Here is a 15086-nt window from a genome sequence, read left to right on the forward strand (position 1 = left end):
TAAGCCCAGGGCTTATCGGTCAGTGGCCCATCCCGAGGCCGCCGTCGACCGGGATCACGGCACCCGAGATGTACGCGGCCTCGTCGCCGGCCAGCCAGCGCGTGACCTTCGCGACCTCGGCAGCGGTGCCGTAGCGGGCGAGCGGGATGCTCTTCCGGTACTCCGCCTGCTGCTCCGGGGCGAGCTCCGCGGTCATGTCGGTCTCGATGAAGCCGGGAGCGACGACGTTGGCGGTGATGTTGCGGGCGCCGAGCTCGCGGGTCAGCGAGCGGGCGAAGCCCACGAGGGCGGCCTTCGACGAGGAGTAGTTGATCTGGCCCGGCGACCCGTAGAGGCCGACCACGCTGGAGATGAGGACGACGCGGCCGAAGCGCTGCTTGAGCATCCCTTTCGATGCGCGCTTGACGACGCGGAACGCCCCGGTGAGGTTCGTGTCGACGACGGACGTGAAGTCCTCCTCCGTCATGCGCAGCAGCAGGGTGTCGCGGGTGATGCCCGCGTTCGCCACCAGGATCTCGACCGGGCCCAGCTCGGCCTCGACCTGCGTGAACGCGGCGTCGATGGAGGCGGAGTCGGTCACGTCCGCGACGACGGTGAGGGAGCCCTCCGGGCCGGAGCCCGAGCGCGCGGTCACGGCGACCCGGTGACCGGCGGCCACGAACTCCTGGGCGATGGCGAAGCCGATCCCCCGGTTGCCCCCGGTGACGAGGACGGTGCGCGGCGTGGTCATGGTGTCCCTCCTGCCGGCGCTCGTGCGGCGCCGGGCGACCCGTACATCCTAGAGGCGCGTCGCGCAACAGATTCCGGGATGAGGCCCTCCCGGCCTGCACCCGCCCGCCGCGACGTAGGCTTGCAGGGCTGTGAAACCACGCGAGACACTCACCTCCCTACCGCCGTCGCCGAGCGCCGAGCGGCGCTCCCGCGCGATCAAGTACTCGATCGCCATGGGCATCAGAATGCTCTGCGTCATCTGCCTGCTCTTCGCCCACGGCTGGTGGCTGCTGTTCTTCGCCATCGGCGCCGTGGTCCTGCCCTACTTCGCCGTCGTGCTGGCCAACGTCGGCAGTGCGGGCGAGCGCGGCAATGTCGAGCGGCCGGGTGCGATCGTCCTCTCCCGGCCGGTCCCGCCGCCCGCGGGGAGACCGGCCGTGATCCCGCTCGGCCGGGTCCCCGACGCGCACGCCTGCTCCCGAGCGGGCTGCCCGCGGACGGCGACATTCGCGATCGAGTGGCGGAACCCGAGGATCCACGCGGAGGACCGTCGGAAGACCTGGCTGGCCTGCGGCGAGCACCTGGAGTTCCTGCGCGAGTTCCTCCTCGCCCGCGACTTCCCGCTCGAGGTGAAGCCGCTCTACACGGTCGATCGCGGAGCGGAACGATGAGCGGCGACGCGCCCCGTCCCTCCTGGCGCTTCGTCTTCTCGCGACGCTGGTTCGGCTACCTCGCTCTCGCGATCGTCTTCGCCGTCGCCTGCGTGCTGCTCTCACGCTGGCAGGTCGCGCGGCTCGACCAGGCCGCCTCGACCAACCGGCTGGTCACCGCGAACTGGACCGCCGACCCGGTGGCGCTCGACGGCCTGCTCCCCGCCGACTCCACGTGGGACGACGCGCTCGAGTACCGCCCGGTCGAGATCACCGGCGTCTACGAGACGCAGGGGCAGACCCTCGTCCGCAACCGGCCCTACAACGGCAACCCCGGCTTCGAGATCCTGACGCCGCTGCGGCTCGACGACGGCAGCGTGTTCGTCGTCGACCGCGGCTGGGTCCCCGTCGGCTCGACCCAGGACTCCCCCGACGCGATCCCCGCGCCGCCCGAGGGAGAGGTGACCGTCGTCGCCCGCCTGAAGCCCGCGGAGGGACGGATCGACGGACGCTCCGCACCGGCCGGCCAGATCGCCACGATCCAGCTCGACGACCTGTCGACGCAGCTGGACGAGCCCCTGCGGACCTCGGCGTACGGCCTGCTGGTCGCCGAGGCGCCGGCGCCGGTAGACGCTCCACCGCTGCCCGCGATCAAGCCGGTCGCCGACGAGGGCCTGCACATCAGCTACGCCATCCAGTGGGTGCTGTTCGCCGTCATGGGCTTCGGCGGGCTCGGATGGGCGATCCGCCACGAGTACCGCATCCGCAACGCCGACGACCCCGAGGTCGTGGCGGCCGAGGAGCGGCGTGAGGAGCGCCGCCGACGCCGCGGCCGCAGCGACTCCGAGGTCGAGGACGAGCTGCTCGACGCCCGCTAGGCGAGCGTGATCAGGTCGAGGTAGTCGGCCGCCCAGTGGTCCTCGGTGCCCTCCGGCATGATCAGGACGCGCTCGGGGTTCAGCGCCTCGACGGCTCCCTCGTCGTGGCTGACCAGGACGACCGCGCCCTCGTAGTGCGCGAGCGCGTCGAGGATCTCCTCGCGGCTCGCGGGGTCGAGGTTGTTGGTGGGCTCGTCGAGCAGGAGCACGTTCGCGCCCGAGACCACGATCATCGCCAGGGCGAGACGGGTCTTCTCCCCGCCGGAGAGGACCCCGGCCGGCTTGTGCGAGTCGTCGCCGGTGAACAGGAACGAGCCCAGGACCCGGCGGGCCTCGGTCTCGGTGAGGTTCGGGCTGGAGGAGACCATGTTCTCGAGCACCGAGCGCTTGACGTCGATCGTCTCGTGCTCCTGCGCGTAGTAGCCGATCCGGAGGCCGTGCCCGGCCTCGATCACTCCGGTGTCGGGCTGGTCGACGCCGCCCAGGATGCGCAGGAGCGTCGTCTTGCCCGCTCCGTTGAGCCCCAGGATGACGACCTTGGAGCCGCGGTCGATCGCGAGGTCGACGGCGGTGAAGATCTCGAGTGAGCCGTAGCTCTTCGACAGGTTCTGAGCCTGCAGAGGGGTGCGACCGCAGGCGGACGGGGTCGGGAACCGGAGCTTCGCGACGCGGTCGACCGCACGGACCTCCTCGAGCCCGCTGAGCATGCGCTCGGCACGCGCGACCATCTGGTGCGCCGCTGCGGCCTTCGAGGCCTTCGCGCCGAACTTCGCGGCCTGCAGCTGGAGGGCGCCGGCCTTCTTCTCGACGTTGACCCGCTCCTTCTTGCGGCGCTCCTCGTCGGCGGCGCGCTGGCGCTGGTAGTTCTTCCAGTTCATGTTGTAGACGTCGATGACCTGGCGGTTGGCGTCGAGGTAGAAGACGCGGTTCACGGTCTCGCCGACCAGCTCGATGTCGTGGCTGATCACGATGAAGCCGCCGCGGTAGTTCTTGAGGAACTCGCGGAGCCAGACGACGGAGTCGGCGTCGAGGTGGTTCGTCGGCTCGTCGAGGATCAGCGTGCTCGCGTCGGAGAAGAGGATGCGCGCGAGCTCGATGCGGCGCCGCTGGCCACCGGAGAGCGTCTTGAGCGGCTGGTCGAGGATCCGGTCGGGGAGGTTGAGGTTGCTCGCGATCGACGCGGCCTCCGCCTCAGCCGCGTATCCGCCGAGGGAGAGGAAGCGGTCCGTGAGGTTGCCGTACTTCTTCATGCCGGCCTCGCTCACGGAGGTGTCGCTGCTCGACATCGCGACCGTCGCCTCCTGCATGCCGAGCACCAGCTGCCCCAGCCCGCGGGCGTCGAGGATGCGGGTGCGCGCGAGCTCCTCCGGGTCGCCGGAGCGCGGGTCCTGAGGGAGGTAGCCGATCTCGCCGCCGCGGTCGACCGTGCCCTTCGAGGCGATGAGGTCGCCCGCGAGGACCTTGGTCAGCGTCGTCTTCCCCGCCCCGTTGCGGCCGACGAGGCCGACCTTGTCGCCGTCGCCCACCCGGAAGGAGACGTTCTCCATCAGGAGTCGGGCGCCGACTCGGAGTTCGAGGTCGTGCACGCTGAGCACAGTGCTGTCCGTTCCCGCCAAGAAATGGCGTTCGGTTCGGGAGGAGTGGGGCAAGGGGCCGCGATGCGGCAGCCCCCTAGTATATTTCCTGAGCCGCGGGGCGGATCCACGTCCGCTCACCGCGGACGCGCTCGCTCCTCGCTCTCGGGCGACCAGGACTCTCGGAGATCACCCATGTCCCCTTCCTCTTCCGCCCTCCCGCGCCCGGTCCTCGCCGACCGGCTCGTCACCCGCTCCGTCGCGACCGACGCCCTGCTGGTGCTCGCGGGTGCGGGTCTCACCGCAGCGATGGCGCAGCTGTTCATCCCGATGTGGCCGGTCCCCTTCACGGGCCAGACCTTCGCGGTCCTCCTGGTCGGCACGACGCTCGGCGCACTCCGCGGCGCGCTGTCCATGCTCGTGTACGCGCTCGTCGGCGCTCTCGGCGCCCCGGTCTTCACCGAGGGCTCGCACGGCTGGGCGGTCCTCGCGGGTCCCACCGGCGGCTACATCGTCGGCTTCGTCCTCGCGTCGATCGTCACCGGGTGGCTCGCCCAGCGGCAGTGGGACCGTCGCGTCCTCGGCACGCTGGTGACCTTCCTCGCCGGCACCGCCACCATCTACCTCGTCGGCCTGCCCTGGCTGGCCGCCGCCCTCGCCTCGCTGGGGCTGCCAGCCGACCTCGGCTCCGTCCTCTCCGCGGGACTCGTGCCCTTCCTGGTCGGCGACGCGCTCAAGGCGCTGGTCGCTGCCGCGCTGCTCCCCACCACCTGGGCGATGCTCTCGCGCCGCTCGCGCTGAGCGGTCGCACGGACGCCGAAGGGCCGGGAGGACGATTCCTCCCGGCCCTTCGGGCGTCCGGCAGAGGTCGAGCCGCCCGGTCCACCTGCTCGACCTCGGTGGGCACCTCCACCTACTCGACCGGCGGGGGCCACGACGGCCCTCGACGCCGGAGTCGACCCGTCCGGCCGTTCCGACTCCGCGACGGACTGCGACCGGCTGGAGACGACAGAGACGCCGAAGGGCCGGGAGGACGACTCCTCCCGGCCCTTCAGCGTCGGTGTGCAGCGGCTAGATCGAGAAGCCCAGTGCGCGCATCATGTCGCGCCCGTCCTCGGTGATCCGGTCGGGACCCCACGGCGGCATCCAGACCCAGTTGATCCGGAACGCCTCGACGATGCCGTCGAGCGACTCGGCGGTCTGCTCCTCGAGCACGTCGGTCAGCGGGCAGCCCGCCGAGGTGAGGGTCATGTGGATGACGAGGGCGTCGTTCTCGTCGTCCCAGCCCAGGTCGTAGATGAGTCCCAGGTCGACCACGTTGACCCCGAGCTCGGGGTCCATGACGTCCTTGAGGGCCTCCTCGACCTGGTCGAAGAGCTTCGGCTCGAGAGTGGTGACCGCCATGATCAGACCGTCGCCGAGGTCAGGAAGCGGTCGTAGCCCTCGTCCTCGAGCCGGGTGGCGAGCTCCTTGCCGCCCTGCTCGGCGACGCGGCCGGCGACGAAGACGTGGACGAAGTCGGGCTGGATGTAGCGGAGAATCCGCGTGTAGTGCGTGATCAGCAGCACGCCGAGACCGGTGCTCTGGTGGGCGCGGTTGACTCCCTCCGACACGATCTTGAGCGCATCGACGTCGAGGCCGGAGTCGGTCTCGTCGAGGACGGCGAACTGCGGGGCGAGCAGCTCGAGCTGGAGGATCTCGTTGCGCTTCTTCTCGCCGCCCGAGAAGCCCTCGTTGACGTTGCGCGCCGCGAAGGACGAGTCCATGCGGAGGTTCGCCATCGCCGACTTGACGTCCTTCGTCCACGTGCGGATCGCGGGCGCCTCGCCGGCGATCGCGGTCTTGGCGGTGCGGAGGAAGTTGGTGTTGGTCACACCGGGGATCTCGACCGGGTACTGCATGGCGAGGAAGAGTCCCGCGCGGGCGCGCTCGTCGACGGACATGTCGAGGACCTCGACGCCGTCGAGGGTGATCGAGCCGCCGTCGACGTGGTACTTGGGGTGTCCCGCGATCGTGTACGCGAGGGTGGACTTGCCGGACCCGTTGGGGCCCATGATCGCGTGGATCTCACCCTGGTTGATGGTGAGATCGACACCGCGGAGGATCTGCTTGGTCCCCTGCTCGGTCTCGACACTGACGTGGAGATCGCTGATCTGGAGAACGGACATTCAGACTTCCTTCGTGACGGTCGGGTCGATGTAGACGTCGCCGTCGATGATCTCGACGACGAAGACGGGGACCGGCTCGTAGGCCGGGAGGTTCAGCGGGGTGCCGGTGCGGAGGGAGAACTGGGAGCCGTGCGCCCAGCACTCGAGGCTGTCGCCCTCGACGAAGCCCTCGGAGAGCGAGATCTCGCCGTGGGTGCAGGTGTCGCCGATGGCGTGGATCTCGCCGGCGGAGTCCTGCACGACCGCGATCGCGACTCCGTCGACCTCGACACGCATGGCCTGGTTGGGGATCAGCTCGGAGACCGAGCAGATCATCGCGGCGTTGCTCATGCGCTGACCGCAGCTCCGCGGGAGGAGCCGGTCTGGCCGGCGCTCCCGGCGAGCTCCGCCTCGATCGCGAGCTGCAGGCGGTCCTCGAGCTCGGCGACCTTGATCTGCTGCACGATCTCGCTGAGGAACCCGCGCACGACCAGGCGTCGCGCCTCGTCCTCGCGGATCCCGCGGGACTGCAGGTAGAAGAGCTGCTCGTCGTCGAAGCGGCCGGTCGCCGAGGCGTGCCCCGCTCCGGCGATGTCACCGGTCTCGATCTCGAGGTTCGGGATGGAGTCGGCGCGCGTGCCGTCCGAGAGGACCAGGTTGCGGTTCTGCTCGTAGCTGTCGGTGCCGGTGGCGCTGTTGCGGATCAGGACGTCGCCGATCCAGACGGTGCGCGCGCCCTCGCCCTGCAGCGCGCCCTTGTAGGTCACGCGGCTGCGGGTGTCGGGGGCGTCGTGGTCGACGTACACCTGCTGCTCGAGGTGCTGGCCGCCGTCGGCGAAGTACAGGCCGAAGAGCTCGCCGTCCGCTCCGCGCTCGACGAGGTGCGCCGAGGGGTTCACCCGGACGATGGAGCCGCCGAGCGTGACCACGATGTGCTTCACCTTCGCGTCGCGTCCGACCCGCACGAAGTGGTTGGCCAGGTGCCGGGCGTCGTCCGCCCACTCCTGCACGGTGACGACGGTGAGCTGCGCGCCCTCGCCGACGAGGATCTCCACGTTCTCCGCGAGGGAGGCCTCCCCCTCGTTCTGCAGCACGACGACGGCGCGGGCGTAGGGCGCCGCCTCGATGATCGTGTGCGCGGCGCGGGGTGCGGAGCCGAGGCCCGAGCGGACGAGGGTGGCGACCTTCTCGTCCTCGCCCGTCACGCGGACGGCGAGGGCCTTCTCGAAGCTCGACCAGGCGTTCGCGGCGGCGCGGTCCTCGGGGAGGCCGGCGGTGCCGATCCGCTGGTCGTCGCGGCCGACCCACGAGACGTCGACACCGTCCACCGGCGTGTGCTCGACCGGGGCGGGCGAGCCGTCGAGCGCGCCGTCGATGAGATCGCCCAGGCGGGCGACGGGCGTCAGCTTCCAGGCGATCTCGCGGCCGGTGACGGCCTCGAAGGCCTCGACGTCGACCGACGCGAAGCGCTCGGAGCGCGTCTGCACGGGCGTGAACGCCCCGTCGGAGTGGGCGCTGATGCCCAGGCGCTCAGCGGCGGCCGTGCCGTCGATCTCGGGGGTCGCGGCGCTCGTGGGGACCGTCATCTGGCGGTGGTTCCTTTCGATGGGTGCGGGGCGCCCCGTCCGGGCGCCCCTTCGAGGGGGGAGGCGGGCGTCAACCGACGCTGCCCTCCATCCCCATCTCGATGAGCTTGTTCAGCTCGAGGGCGTACTCCATGGGCAGCTCGCGCGCGATCGGCTCGATGAAGCCGCGGACGATCATGGCCATCGCCTCGTCCTCCGGCAGGCCGCGCGACATCAGGTAGAAGAGCTGCTCCTCGCTGACCTTCGACACCGTCGCCTCGTGGCCGAGCTGCACGTCGTCGACGCGGATGTCGATCGCCGGGTAGGTGTCGGAGCGCGAGATGGTGTCGACCAGGAGGGCGTCGCAGCGCACGGTGTTCGCCGAGTGGTGCGCGTTCGCGTCCACCCGGACCTCGCCGCGGTATCCGGCGCGACCGCCGCCGCGGGCGATCGACTTCGAGACGATCGACGACTGCGTGTACGGCGCCATGTGGACCATCTTCGCGCCGGCGTCCTGGTGCTGGCCGGGGCCCGCGAACGCGACGGAGAGGGTCTCGCCCTTGGCGTGCTCGCCGACCAGGAAGATCGACGGGTACTTCATCGTGACCTTCGAGCCGATGTTGCCGTCGATCCACTCCATCGTCGCGCCCTCGTGCGCGATCGCGCGCTTGGTGACGAGGTTGTAGACGTTGTTCGACCAGTTCTGGATCGTCGTGTAGCGCACGCGGGCGTTCTTCTTCACGATGATCTCGACCACGGCCGAGTGCAGCGAGTCCGACTTGTAGATCGGAGCCGTGCAGCCCTCGATGTAGTGGACGTAGCTGTCCTCGTCCGCGATGATCAGGGTCCGCTCGAACTGGCCCATGTTCTCGGTGTTGATCCGGAAGTAGGCCTGCAGCGGGATGTCGACGTGGACGCCCTTGGGGACGTACACGAAGGAGCCGCCGGACCAGACCGCGGTGTTCAGCGCCGCGAACTTGTTGTCGCCCGCGGGGATGACGGTGCCGAAGTACTCCTCGAAGATCTCGGGGTGCTCGCGCAGCGCCGTGTCGGTGTCCATGAAGATGACGCCCTGCTCCTCCAGGTCCTCGCGGATCTGGTGGTAGACGACCTCGGACTCGTACTGGGCCGCGACACCGCCGACGAGGCGCTGGCGCTCCGCCTCCGGGATGCCGAGCTTCTCGTACGTGTTCTTGATGTCGTCCGGGAGGTCGTCCCAGGTCTGCGCCTGCTTCTCGGTGGAGCGGACGAAGTACTTGATGTTGTCGAAGTCGATGTCCGACAGGTCGGCGCCCCACGTCGGCATGGGCTTGCGCTCGAAGAGCTTCAGGGCCTTCATGCGGCGGTCGCGCATCCAGGCGGGCTCGTTCTTGAGCGCGGAGATGTCGGAGACGACCTCGGGCGAGATGCCGCGTCGTGCGGAGGCTCCGGCGGAGTCCGAGTCGGACCAGCCGAACTCGTAGACGCCCAGGCTCTCGAGCTCGGGGCGGTCGATCAGGATGTCTGACATGTGTACCTCGTTTCCTACCCACTGCTAACCGGTCGGGTCCCGGAGTCATTCCCCCGGGGGTGGCCCGCGGGTGCTCTCCGGCCGGTCGCGCGATCGATCTGATGCGCGGAGCGGATGATGTGCGTCCCTGGATTCCGGAGGTGTGCGTCGGCGCTCCATCGGGCCGTGTGCGGATCACGTGCGCAGGGTGCGTCGAACCGTGACCAGCTTCTCATTCTACCGGCGTCCGCCGTTCAGCGGAACCTCCTCACCTGGGTGTCGGCCGGGCGCCGGCGGCGCACCTCCACACGCGCATGGCCATACCGATGTCGGTGGTCCGTGATTCGGTTCCGCCATGACGAACAACGCATCGACCCCGATCCCCGCCCGACTCGTGACCGCACTGGTGGGCGCCCGCCTGCCGGCCGGACCCGCACGGGCGTTCGGCCCTCTCGCCCGCGCGATCGCGGCCGACCTCCCGCTGCGGGCGCTCCCCCGCGTTCTCCTGCGCCTCCGGCGGCACCTGCTCTCCGCCGAGCCGGAGCCCGCGGTCAGGCGGCGGGCTGGAGCTCCTGGGCGGCGTCCCGGCGCTGGGCGCGCACGGTGAACAGCCTCGGGTTCACGTCGAGCAGCACGCGGACCGCGCCGACCCAGATGAGCGCCGAGCCGAGGAGGTGCACCGCGACGAGCGTCTCGGGCAGCGCGGTGAGCGACTGCGCCACCCCGACCAGCGCCTGCAGCACGACGACCACGAGGAAGGCGATCACGCGCCGCCGGGCGAGCTCCGAGCCCGCCGCCCGCGACAGGCGTAGGAGCAGCGCGGCGCCCACGACGAGCACCGCTGTGCCGAGCACGCCGTGCACGACGGTCACGCTCTCCCAGTGGAACTGCATGCGGGGCACCTCCGCGGAGTCGCCGGCGTGCGGACCGGTCCCCGTCACGAGGGTCCCCACGAGGATCACGAGGAGCGTCAGGCCGACGAGCCCGATGCTGAGCGCCCGCGTCGCGCGGTCCGGCTCGAAGGCCACGGACTGCGAGCGGTGGGCGCGGTGCCACGTCAGTGCGGTGGTGGTGAGGAGGGCGATGGCGAGAACGAAGTGCCCGGCCACGATGTACGGGTTGAGGCCCGAATGCACGGTCGCGCCGCCCGCGAGGGCGTTCGCGACGACGAGCCAGAACTGCGACCAGGCGAGCCGGGTCATGGTGCGGTCGCGCGGCTTCTGCAGGCGCGCGGCCGTGATCGCCCAGCCCACCGCGACCACGAGGACGCCGGTGAACGCGCGGTTCGTGAACTCGATGAAGCCGTGGATCCCGAGCTCTGGGGTCGAGGTGAGCGAGCCCGGCTCGCACGCCGGCCAGGTGGGGCAGCCGAGGCCCGAGCCGGTCAGCCGGACGACGCCCCCGAAGAAGATGATCAGGATGCTCGCGACGAGCGCCGCGGTGGTCCCCCAGCGCAGTGCGCGCGGACCGAGGGTCACCCGCTCGGCGAGCAAGGAGAACGGCGTCACCATCAGAAGGGCAGCAGCGGGTCGATGCCGACGGCGAGGAAGAGCAGGGTGAGGTATCCGATGGACCCGTGGAACACCCGCATCGGCGAGACGTGCTCGTGACGGATCGCGAGGCTGTAGAGGCGGTGCGTCTCGGCGATGAACCAGACTCCGCTGCCGAGCGCGACCACCGTGTAGAGCACCCCCATGCCGGCGACGGGGATCAGCAGGAGCGAGCAGGCGACGGTGGCCCAGGCGTAGAGGATGACCTGGAGCCCGACGATCGTGCGTCCGCGCACGACGGCCAGCATCGGCACGCCGGCGGCCTGGTAGTCGTCCCGGTACTTCATCGACAGCGGCCAGTAGTGCGGCGGCGTCCAGAGGAAGATGACGGAGAAGAGGATGACGGGGGCCCAGTCGAGCGAGCCGGTGACCGCCGCCCAGCCGATCAGCACCGGCATGCAGCCCGCGATGCCGCCCCACACGATGTTCTGCGGCGTCCGGCGCTTGAGGAAGAGCGTGTAGAACACGACGTAGATCAGGATCGCGGCGAGCGAGAGGCCCGCGGAGAGCCAGTTGGCCGTGAGGCCGAGCCAGACGATCGACAGGACGCCGATCGTGGTCGCGAAGACGAGCGCGGACCGGTCCGAGATCTCCCCGGTCACGAGCGGCCGGTTCTTCGTCCGGTTCATGATCCGGTCGATGTCGCGGTCGAAGTAGCAGTTGAACGCGCCCGCCGACCCGGCGCTCAGGGCGCCGCCGATCAGGACGTTGAGGACCAGCAGCAGGTTCGGGATCCCGCCCTGCGCCAGGATCATCGTCGGAGCGGTCACCACGAGGAGCAGCTCGATCACGCGCGGCTTCGTCAGAGCGACGAAGGCCTTCACCTTGCGCGAGAGGGTCGTCGGCGACGCCCCGTCCCGCTCGACGGCGGTGGTCTCCACGACTGCGTCCATTGCTCCTCTAACGATTCGATGATCCCGAACGAGTGTAATGCGCCCGTCCGGGAGCCGGGCCCGGCGTGCACGCTTGTCCAATCGGACGCAGACATATGCGACCACGCAACCCCCGGTCGGCGGCGCACCCCCCTCCGTATACTCGGGACTGCTCGCCAGAGCGCCCGGCACGCACCCGAGCCCGCCCGACGATCGTCGGCACGGGGCCGAGAGGGCCGTCGCCGGAGCATCGTGTCGAAGTCGTCATGCGGCGTGCTCCACCATGCGAGAGGGCGGACGGTCCCCGTCTGCCCCACGTCTCGAGAAGGGTCAGTACCAAGTGTCAGAACTGCAATGGGAATCCATTGACGAGAAGGCAGTCGACACGGCGAGGGTTCTCGCCGCGGATGCGGTCGAGAAGGTCGGCAACGGCCATCCCGGAACCGCCATGAGCCTCGCGCCCGCCGCCTACCTCCTGTTCCAGAAGGTCATGCGCCGCGATCCGTCCGACGCGACCTGGATCGGCCGCGACCGGTTCATCCTGTCGGTCGGCCACTCCTCGCTGACCCAGTACGTCCAGTTCTACCTGGGCGGCTACGGACTCGAGCTCGACGACCTCAAGGCGCTGCGCACCTGGGGCTCGAAGACCCCGGGCCACCCGGAGTACGGCCACACCGACGGCGTCGAGATCACCACCGGGCCGCTCGGCCAGGGCCTCGCCTCCGCCGTGGGCTTCGCCTACGCCTCGCGCTTCGAGCGCGACCTGTTCGACCCGGAGGCCGCCGCGGGCACCTCCCCGTTCGACCACTTCGTCTACGTGATCGCCGGCGACGGCGACCTGCAGGAGGGCGTCACCAGCGAGGCCTCCTCGCTGGCCGGCCACCAGAAGCTCGGCAACCTGGTCGTCATCTACGACTCCAACCAGATCTCGATCGAGGACGACACCAACATCGCCTTCACCGAGGACGTCAAGGCGCGCTACGAGGCCTACGACTGGCAGGTCCAGGTCGTCGACTGGAAGAAGACCGGCGAGTACCACGAGGACGTCGCCGAGCTGCACGCCGCGATCGAGGCCGCGAAGGGCGAGACCGACAAGCCGTCGCTCATCATCCTGCGCACCATCATCGGCTGGCCGTCGCCGAAGAAGCAGAACACCGGCAAGATCCACGGCTCCGCCCTGGGCGCCGACGAGCTCCGCGGACTCAAGGAGGTGCTCGGCTTCGACCCCGAGAAGACCTTCGACGTCGCCGACGAGGTCATCGAGCACACCCGCAAGGCCGTCGAGCGCGGCCAGGCCCAGCACGCCGAGTGGGACGAGCAGCTCGCCGCCTGGGCGTCCGCGAACCCCGAGAAGAAGGAGCTGCTCGACCGGGTCCTCTCGGGCGAGCTGCCCGAGGGCGTCCAGGAGGCGCTCCCCGTCTTCGAGCCCGGCAAGGAGGTCTCGACCCGCGCCGCGTCCGGCAAGGTCATCAACGCCCTCGCCGGCGTGATCCCCGAGCTGTGGGGCGGCTCCGCCGACCTCGCCGAGTCGAACAACACGACGATCGAGGGAGCCGGCTCCTTCGTCCCGACGGAGTTCTCGACCCACGAGTGGACCGGGAAGAAGGGCGGCCGCGTGCTGCACTTCGGCATCCGCGAGCACGCCATGGGCGCGATCCTCAACGGGATCGTCCTGCACGGCAACACCCGCCCCTTCGGCGGCACCTTCCTGATCTTCTCCGACTACATGCGCCCGGCGGTCCGTCTCGCCGCGCTCATGAAGGCGCCGGCCATCTACGTCTGGACCCACGACTCCGTGGCGCTCGGCGAGGACGGCCCGACGCACCAGCCGGTCGAGCAGCTGTCGACCCTCCGCGCGATCCCGGGCCTGGACGTCGTCCGCCCCGGCGACGCGAACGAGGTCGCCTACGCCTGGAAGACCATCCTCGAGCGCCGCGAGGGCCCCGCCGGCCTCGCGCTCACCCGTCAGAACATCCCGGTGTTCGAGCGCGGCGAGGGCGACGCGGAGGGCGAGACCTTCGCCTCCGCCGCGAACGTCGCCCGTGGTGCCTACATCCTGGCCGAGGCGCCGGGCGGCACCCCGGACGTGATCTTCATCGCGACCGGCTCCGAGGTCCAGATCGCCGTCGAGGCGCGCGAGGCCCTGAGGAGCGAGGGCGTCAACGCCCGCGTCGTCTCGGCTCCGTCCCTCGAGTGGTTCGAGGAGCAGGACGCCGAGTACCGCGAGAAGGTCCTGCCCTCCTCGGTGAAGGCGCGCGTCTCGATCGAGGCCGGCCTGAGCCTGGGCTGGCAGAAGTACGTCGGCGACGCCGGCCGCTCCGTCTCGATCGAGCACTTCGGCGCCTCGGCCGACTACAAGACCCTGTTCCGCGAGTTCGGGATCACCACCGAGGCGGCACTGTCCGCCGCCAAGGAGTCGCTCGCAGCCTCCTGACCCGAAGGCCGCGTCCACCACGGACGCGGCCTTCGCCGTCGGAGCAGCGGCTCCCCCTCACACCACGCACCACCTACGCAGAAGAAGAAGAGACATGACCGAGAACACCCCCACCGCAGAGCTCTCCGCCGCCGGCGTCAGCATCTGGCTCGACGACCTCTCCCGCTCGCGCATCTCCACCGGAGGGCTGCAGAAGCTCATCGAGGAGAAGAACGTCGTCGGAGTCACCACGAACCCCACGATCTTCGCCGCGGCCCTGACCAACGGCGAGTCCTACGACGCCCAGGTGCGCGAGCTCGCCTCCGCCGGCACCTCGGTGACCGACGCCGTCTTCGAGATCACCACCGACGACGTCGCCGCGGCGTCCGACATCTTCCGCCCGATCTACGACGCGACCAACGGCTACGACGGCCGCGTGTCGATCGAGGTCGAGCCCGGCCTGGCGCACGACGCCCAGGGCACCATCGAGCAGGCCAAGGCCCTCTGGGCCAAGGTCGACCGCCCCAACGCGATGATCAAGATCCCCGCGACCGTCGAGGGCCTCGAGGCCATCACGGAGGTCATCGGCTCCGGCATCTCGGTGAACGTCACCCTGATCTTCTCGCTCGCCCGCTACCGCGCCGTCATCAACGCGTACCTGGCCGGCCTCGAGAAGGCCAAGGACGCCGGCATCGACCTGTCGACCATCCACTCCGTCGCCTCGTTCTTCGTCTCGCGCGTCGACACCGAGATCGACAAGCGCCTCGAGGCCGTCGGCACCGACGAGGCCCGCGCCCTCAAGAGCAAGTCCGGCGTCGCCAACGCGCAGCTGGCCTACGAGGTCTTCGTCGAGGCGTTCGCCACCGAGCGCGCCCTGCTGCTCCAGGAGTCCGGCGCCAACCGCCAGCGCCCCCTCTGGGCCTCGACCGGCGTCAAGTCGACCGACCTCCCCGACACCCTCTACGTGACCGAGCTCGTCGCGGCCGGCGTGGTCAACACGATGCCCGAGAAGACCCTCGAGGCGACCTTCGACCACGGCGTCATCACCGGCGACACCGTCACGGGCTCGTACGCCGACGCGAACGCCGTCCTCGACGCCGTCGCGGCGCAGGGCGTCTCGTACGCCGACGTCACCGAGCTGCTCGAGAAGGAGGGCGTGGAGAAGTTCATCGTCTCCTGGAACGAGCTGCTCGACACCGTCACCGCGGCGCTCGAGGGCGCGAAGGCGCAGGCCTGA

14 protein-coding genes are annotated in these 15086 nt (G+C 70.1%); 5 read left to right on the plus strand and 9 right to left on the minus strand.

Translation table 11 applies throughout. The annotated features are described in order from the left end of the window. Window positions 1-19 precede the first annotated feature (19 nt). Window positions 20-730, minus strand: coding sequence for a beta-ketoacyl-ACP reductase (locus C5D50_RS12705; protein ID WP_104283664.1), 711 nt, complete (start codon window positions 728-730; stop codon window positions 20-22). A 130-nt stretch (window positions 731-860) separates the two neighbouring features. Between C5D50_RS12705 and C5D50_RS17020 the strand changes: the two genes are divergently transcribed. Beyond that, a complete protein-coding gene (locus C5D50_RS17020; protein WP_374955383.1) occupies window positions 861-1382 on the plus strand; it encodes a DUF3099 domain-containing protein in 522 nt (173 codons plus the stop codon). Beyond that, window positions 1379-2239 (plus strand): SURF1 family protein, encoded by an 861-nt coding sequence (locus tag C5D50_RS12720; RefSeq protein ID WP_104283671.1) that lies wholly within the window; start codon window positions 1379-1381, stop codon window positions 2237-2239. The genes C5D50_RS17020 and C5D50_RS12720 overlap by 4 nt, the downstream gene beginning before the upstream one ends. Here C5D50_RS12720 and C5D50_RS12725 read toward each other — a convergent pair. Next, the gene (locus C5D50_RS12725; RefSeq protein WP_104221943.1) at window positions 2236-3834 is read right to left on the minus strand and encodes an ABC-F family ATP-binding cassette domain-containing protein; all 1599 of its coding nucleotides are present in this window, start codon (window positions 3832-3834) and stop codon (window positions 2236-2238) included. The two genes, C5D50_RS12720 and C5D50_RS12725, sit on opposite strands and share 4 nt — an antisense overlap. A 174-nt stretch (window positions 3835-4008) precedes the next feature. On the opposite strand from C5D50_RS12725, the gene C5D50_RS12730 reads away from it, so the two are divergent. Beyond that, complete coding sequence (locus C5D50_RS12730) at window positions 4009-4614, plus strand: biotin transporter BioY (RefSeq protein WP_104232632.1); 606 nt, start codon at window positions 4009-4011, stop codon at window positions 4612-4614. Window positions 4615-4884: 270 nt separating this feature from the next. Here the strand turns inward: C5D50_RS12730 and C5D50_RS12735 are convergent, their stop codons facing one another. From C5D50_RS12735 to C5D50_RS12765, 7 genes are all read right to left on the minus strand, one after another. After that, a complete protein-coding gene (locus tag C5D50_RS12735; protein ID WP_104221939.1) occupies window positions 4885-5217 on the minus strand; it encodes a metal-sulfur cluster assembly factor in 333 nt (110 codons plus the stop codon). 2 nt (window positions 5218-5219) lie between these two features. After that, window positions 5220-5981, minus strand: a complete 762-nt coding sequence (gene sufC, locus C5D50_RS12740) for a Fe-S cluster assembly ATPase SufC (protein WP_104221937.1) — start codon at window positions 5979-5981, stop codon at window positions 5220-5222. Further along, complete coding sequence (locus C5D50_RS12745) at window positions 5982-6311, minus strand: non-heme iron oxygenase ferredoxin subunit (protein WP_077222834.1); 330 nt, start codon at window positions 6309-6311, stop codon at window positions 5982-5984. It lies immediately after the preceding gene. Next, on the minus strand, window positions 6308-7546 hold the full coding sequence (sufD, locus tag C5D50_RS12750; RefSeq protein WP_104283672.1) for a Fe-S cluster assembly protein SufD: 1239 nt from the start codon (window positions 7544-7546) through the stop codon (window positions 6308-6310). The genes C5D50_RS12745 and sufD overlap by 4 nt, the downstream gene beginning before the upstream one ends. 70 nt (window positions 7547-7616) lie before the next feature. Further along, window positions 7617-9035: a Fe-S cluster assembly protein SufB gene (sufB, locus tag C5D50_RS12755; RefSeq protein WP_104221933.1), complete on the minus strand. Its 1419-nt coding sequence runs from the start codon at window positions 9033-9035 to the stop codon at window positions 7617-7619. A 530-nt stretch (window positions 9036-9565) separates the two neighbouring features. Beyond that, complete coding sequence (locus C5D50_RS12760; protein ID WP_104250364.1) at window positions 9566-10525, minus strand: heme A synthase; 960 nt, start codon at window positions 10523-10525, stop codon at window positions 9566-9568. After that, window positions 10525-11457, minus strand: coding sequence for a heme o synthase (locus tag C5D50_RS12765; protein WP_104232635.1), 933 nt, complete (start codon window positions 11455-11457; stop codon window positions 10525-10527). Before C5D50_RS12765 ends, C5D50_RS12760 begins: the two co-directional genes overlap by 1 nt. Window positions 11458-11776: 319 nt before the next feature. Here C5D50_RS12765 and tkt point away from each other — a divergent pair, with 319 nt between their 5' ends. Together tkt and tal are read left to right on the plus strand one after the other, a co-directional pair. After that, window positions 11777-13870 (plus strand): transketolase, encoded by a 2094-nt coding sequence (gene tkt, locus C5D50_RS12770; protein WP_104255364.1) that lies wholly within the window; start codon window positions 11777-11779, stop codon window positions 13868-13870. 94 nt (window positions 13871-13964) lie between these two features. Continuing rightward, window positions 13965-15086, plus strand: a complete 1122-nt coding sequence (gene tal, locus C5D50_RS12775; RefSeq protein ID WP_104221924.1) for a transaldolase — start codon at window positions 13965-13967, stop codon at window positions 15084-15086.

It is taken from the genome of Rathayibacter sp. RFBD1 (assembly GCF_002932915.1).
In the GTDB taxonomy this organism is placed as follows: domain Bacteria; phylum Actinomycetota; class Actinomycetes; order Actinomycetales; family Microbacteriaceae; genus Rathayibacter.

Coding starts and splice junctions, on each gene's coding strand:
- C5D50_RS12765 (WP_104232635.1), bottom strand. CDS start 11,457: ATGGACGCAGTCGTGGAGACCACCGCCGTCGAGCGGGACGGGGCGTCG.
- C5D50_RS12760 (WP_104250364.1), bottom strand. CDS start 10,525: ATGGTGACGCCGTTCTCCTTGCTCGCCGAGCGGGTGACCCTCGGTCCG.
- sufB (WP_104221933.1), bottom strand. CDS start 9,035: ATGTCAGACATCCTGATCGACCGCCCCGAGCTCGAGAGCCTGGGCGTC.
- sufC (WP_104221937.1), bottom strand. CDS start 5,981: ATGTCCGTTCTCCAGATCAGCGATCTCCACGTCAGTGTCGAGACCGAG.
- tal (WP_104221924.1), top strand. CDS start 13,965: ATGACCGAGAACACCCCCACCGCAGAGCTCTCCGCCGCCGGCGTCAGC.
- sufD (WP_104283672.1), bottom strand. CDS start 7,546: ATGACGGTCCCCACGAGCGCCGCGACCCCCGAGATCGACGGCACGGCC.
- C5D50_RS12745 (WP_077222834.1), bottom strand. CDS start 6,311: ATGAGCAACGCCGCGATGATCTGCTCGGTCTCCGAGCTGATCCCCAAC.
- C5D50_RS12735 (WP_104221939.1), bottom strand. CDS start 5,217: ATGGCGGTCACCACTCTCGAGCCGAAGCTCTTCGACCAGGTCGAGGAG.
- C5D50_RS12720 (WP_104283671.1), top strand. CDS start 1,379: ATGAGCGGCGACGCGCCCCGTCCCTCCTGGCGCTTCGTCTTCTCGCGA.
- C5D50_RS12730 (WP_104232632.1), top strand. CDS start 4,009: ATGTCCCCTTCCTCTTCCGCCCTCCCGCGCCCGGTCCTCGCCGACCGG.
- C5D50_RS12705 (WP_104283664.1), bottom strand. CDS start 730: ATGACCACGCCGCGCACCGTCCTCGTCACCGGGGGCAACCGGGGGATC.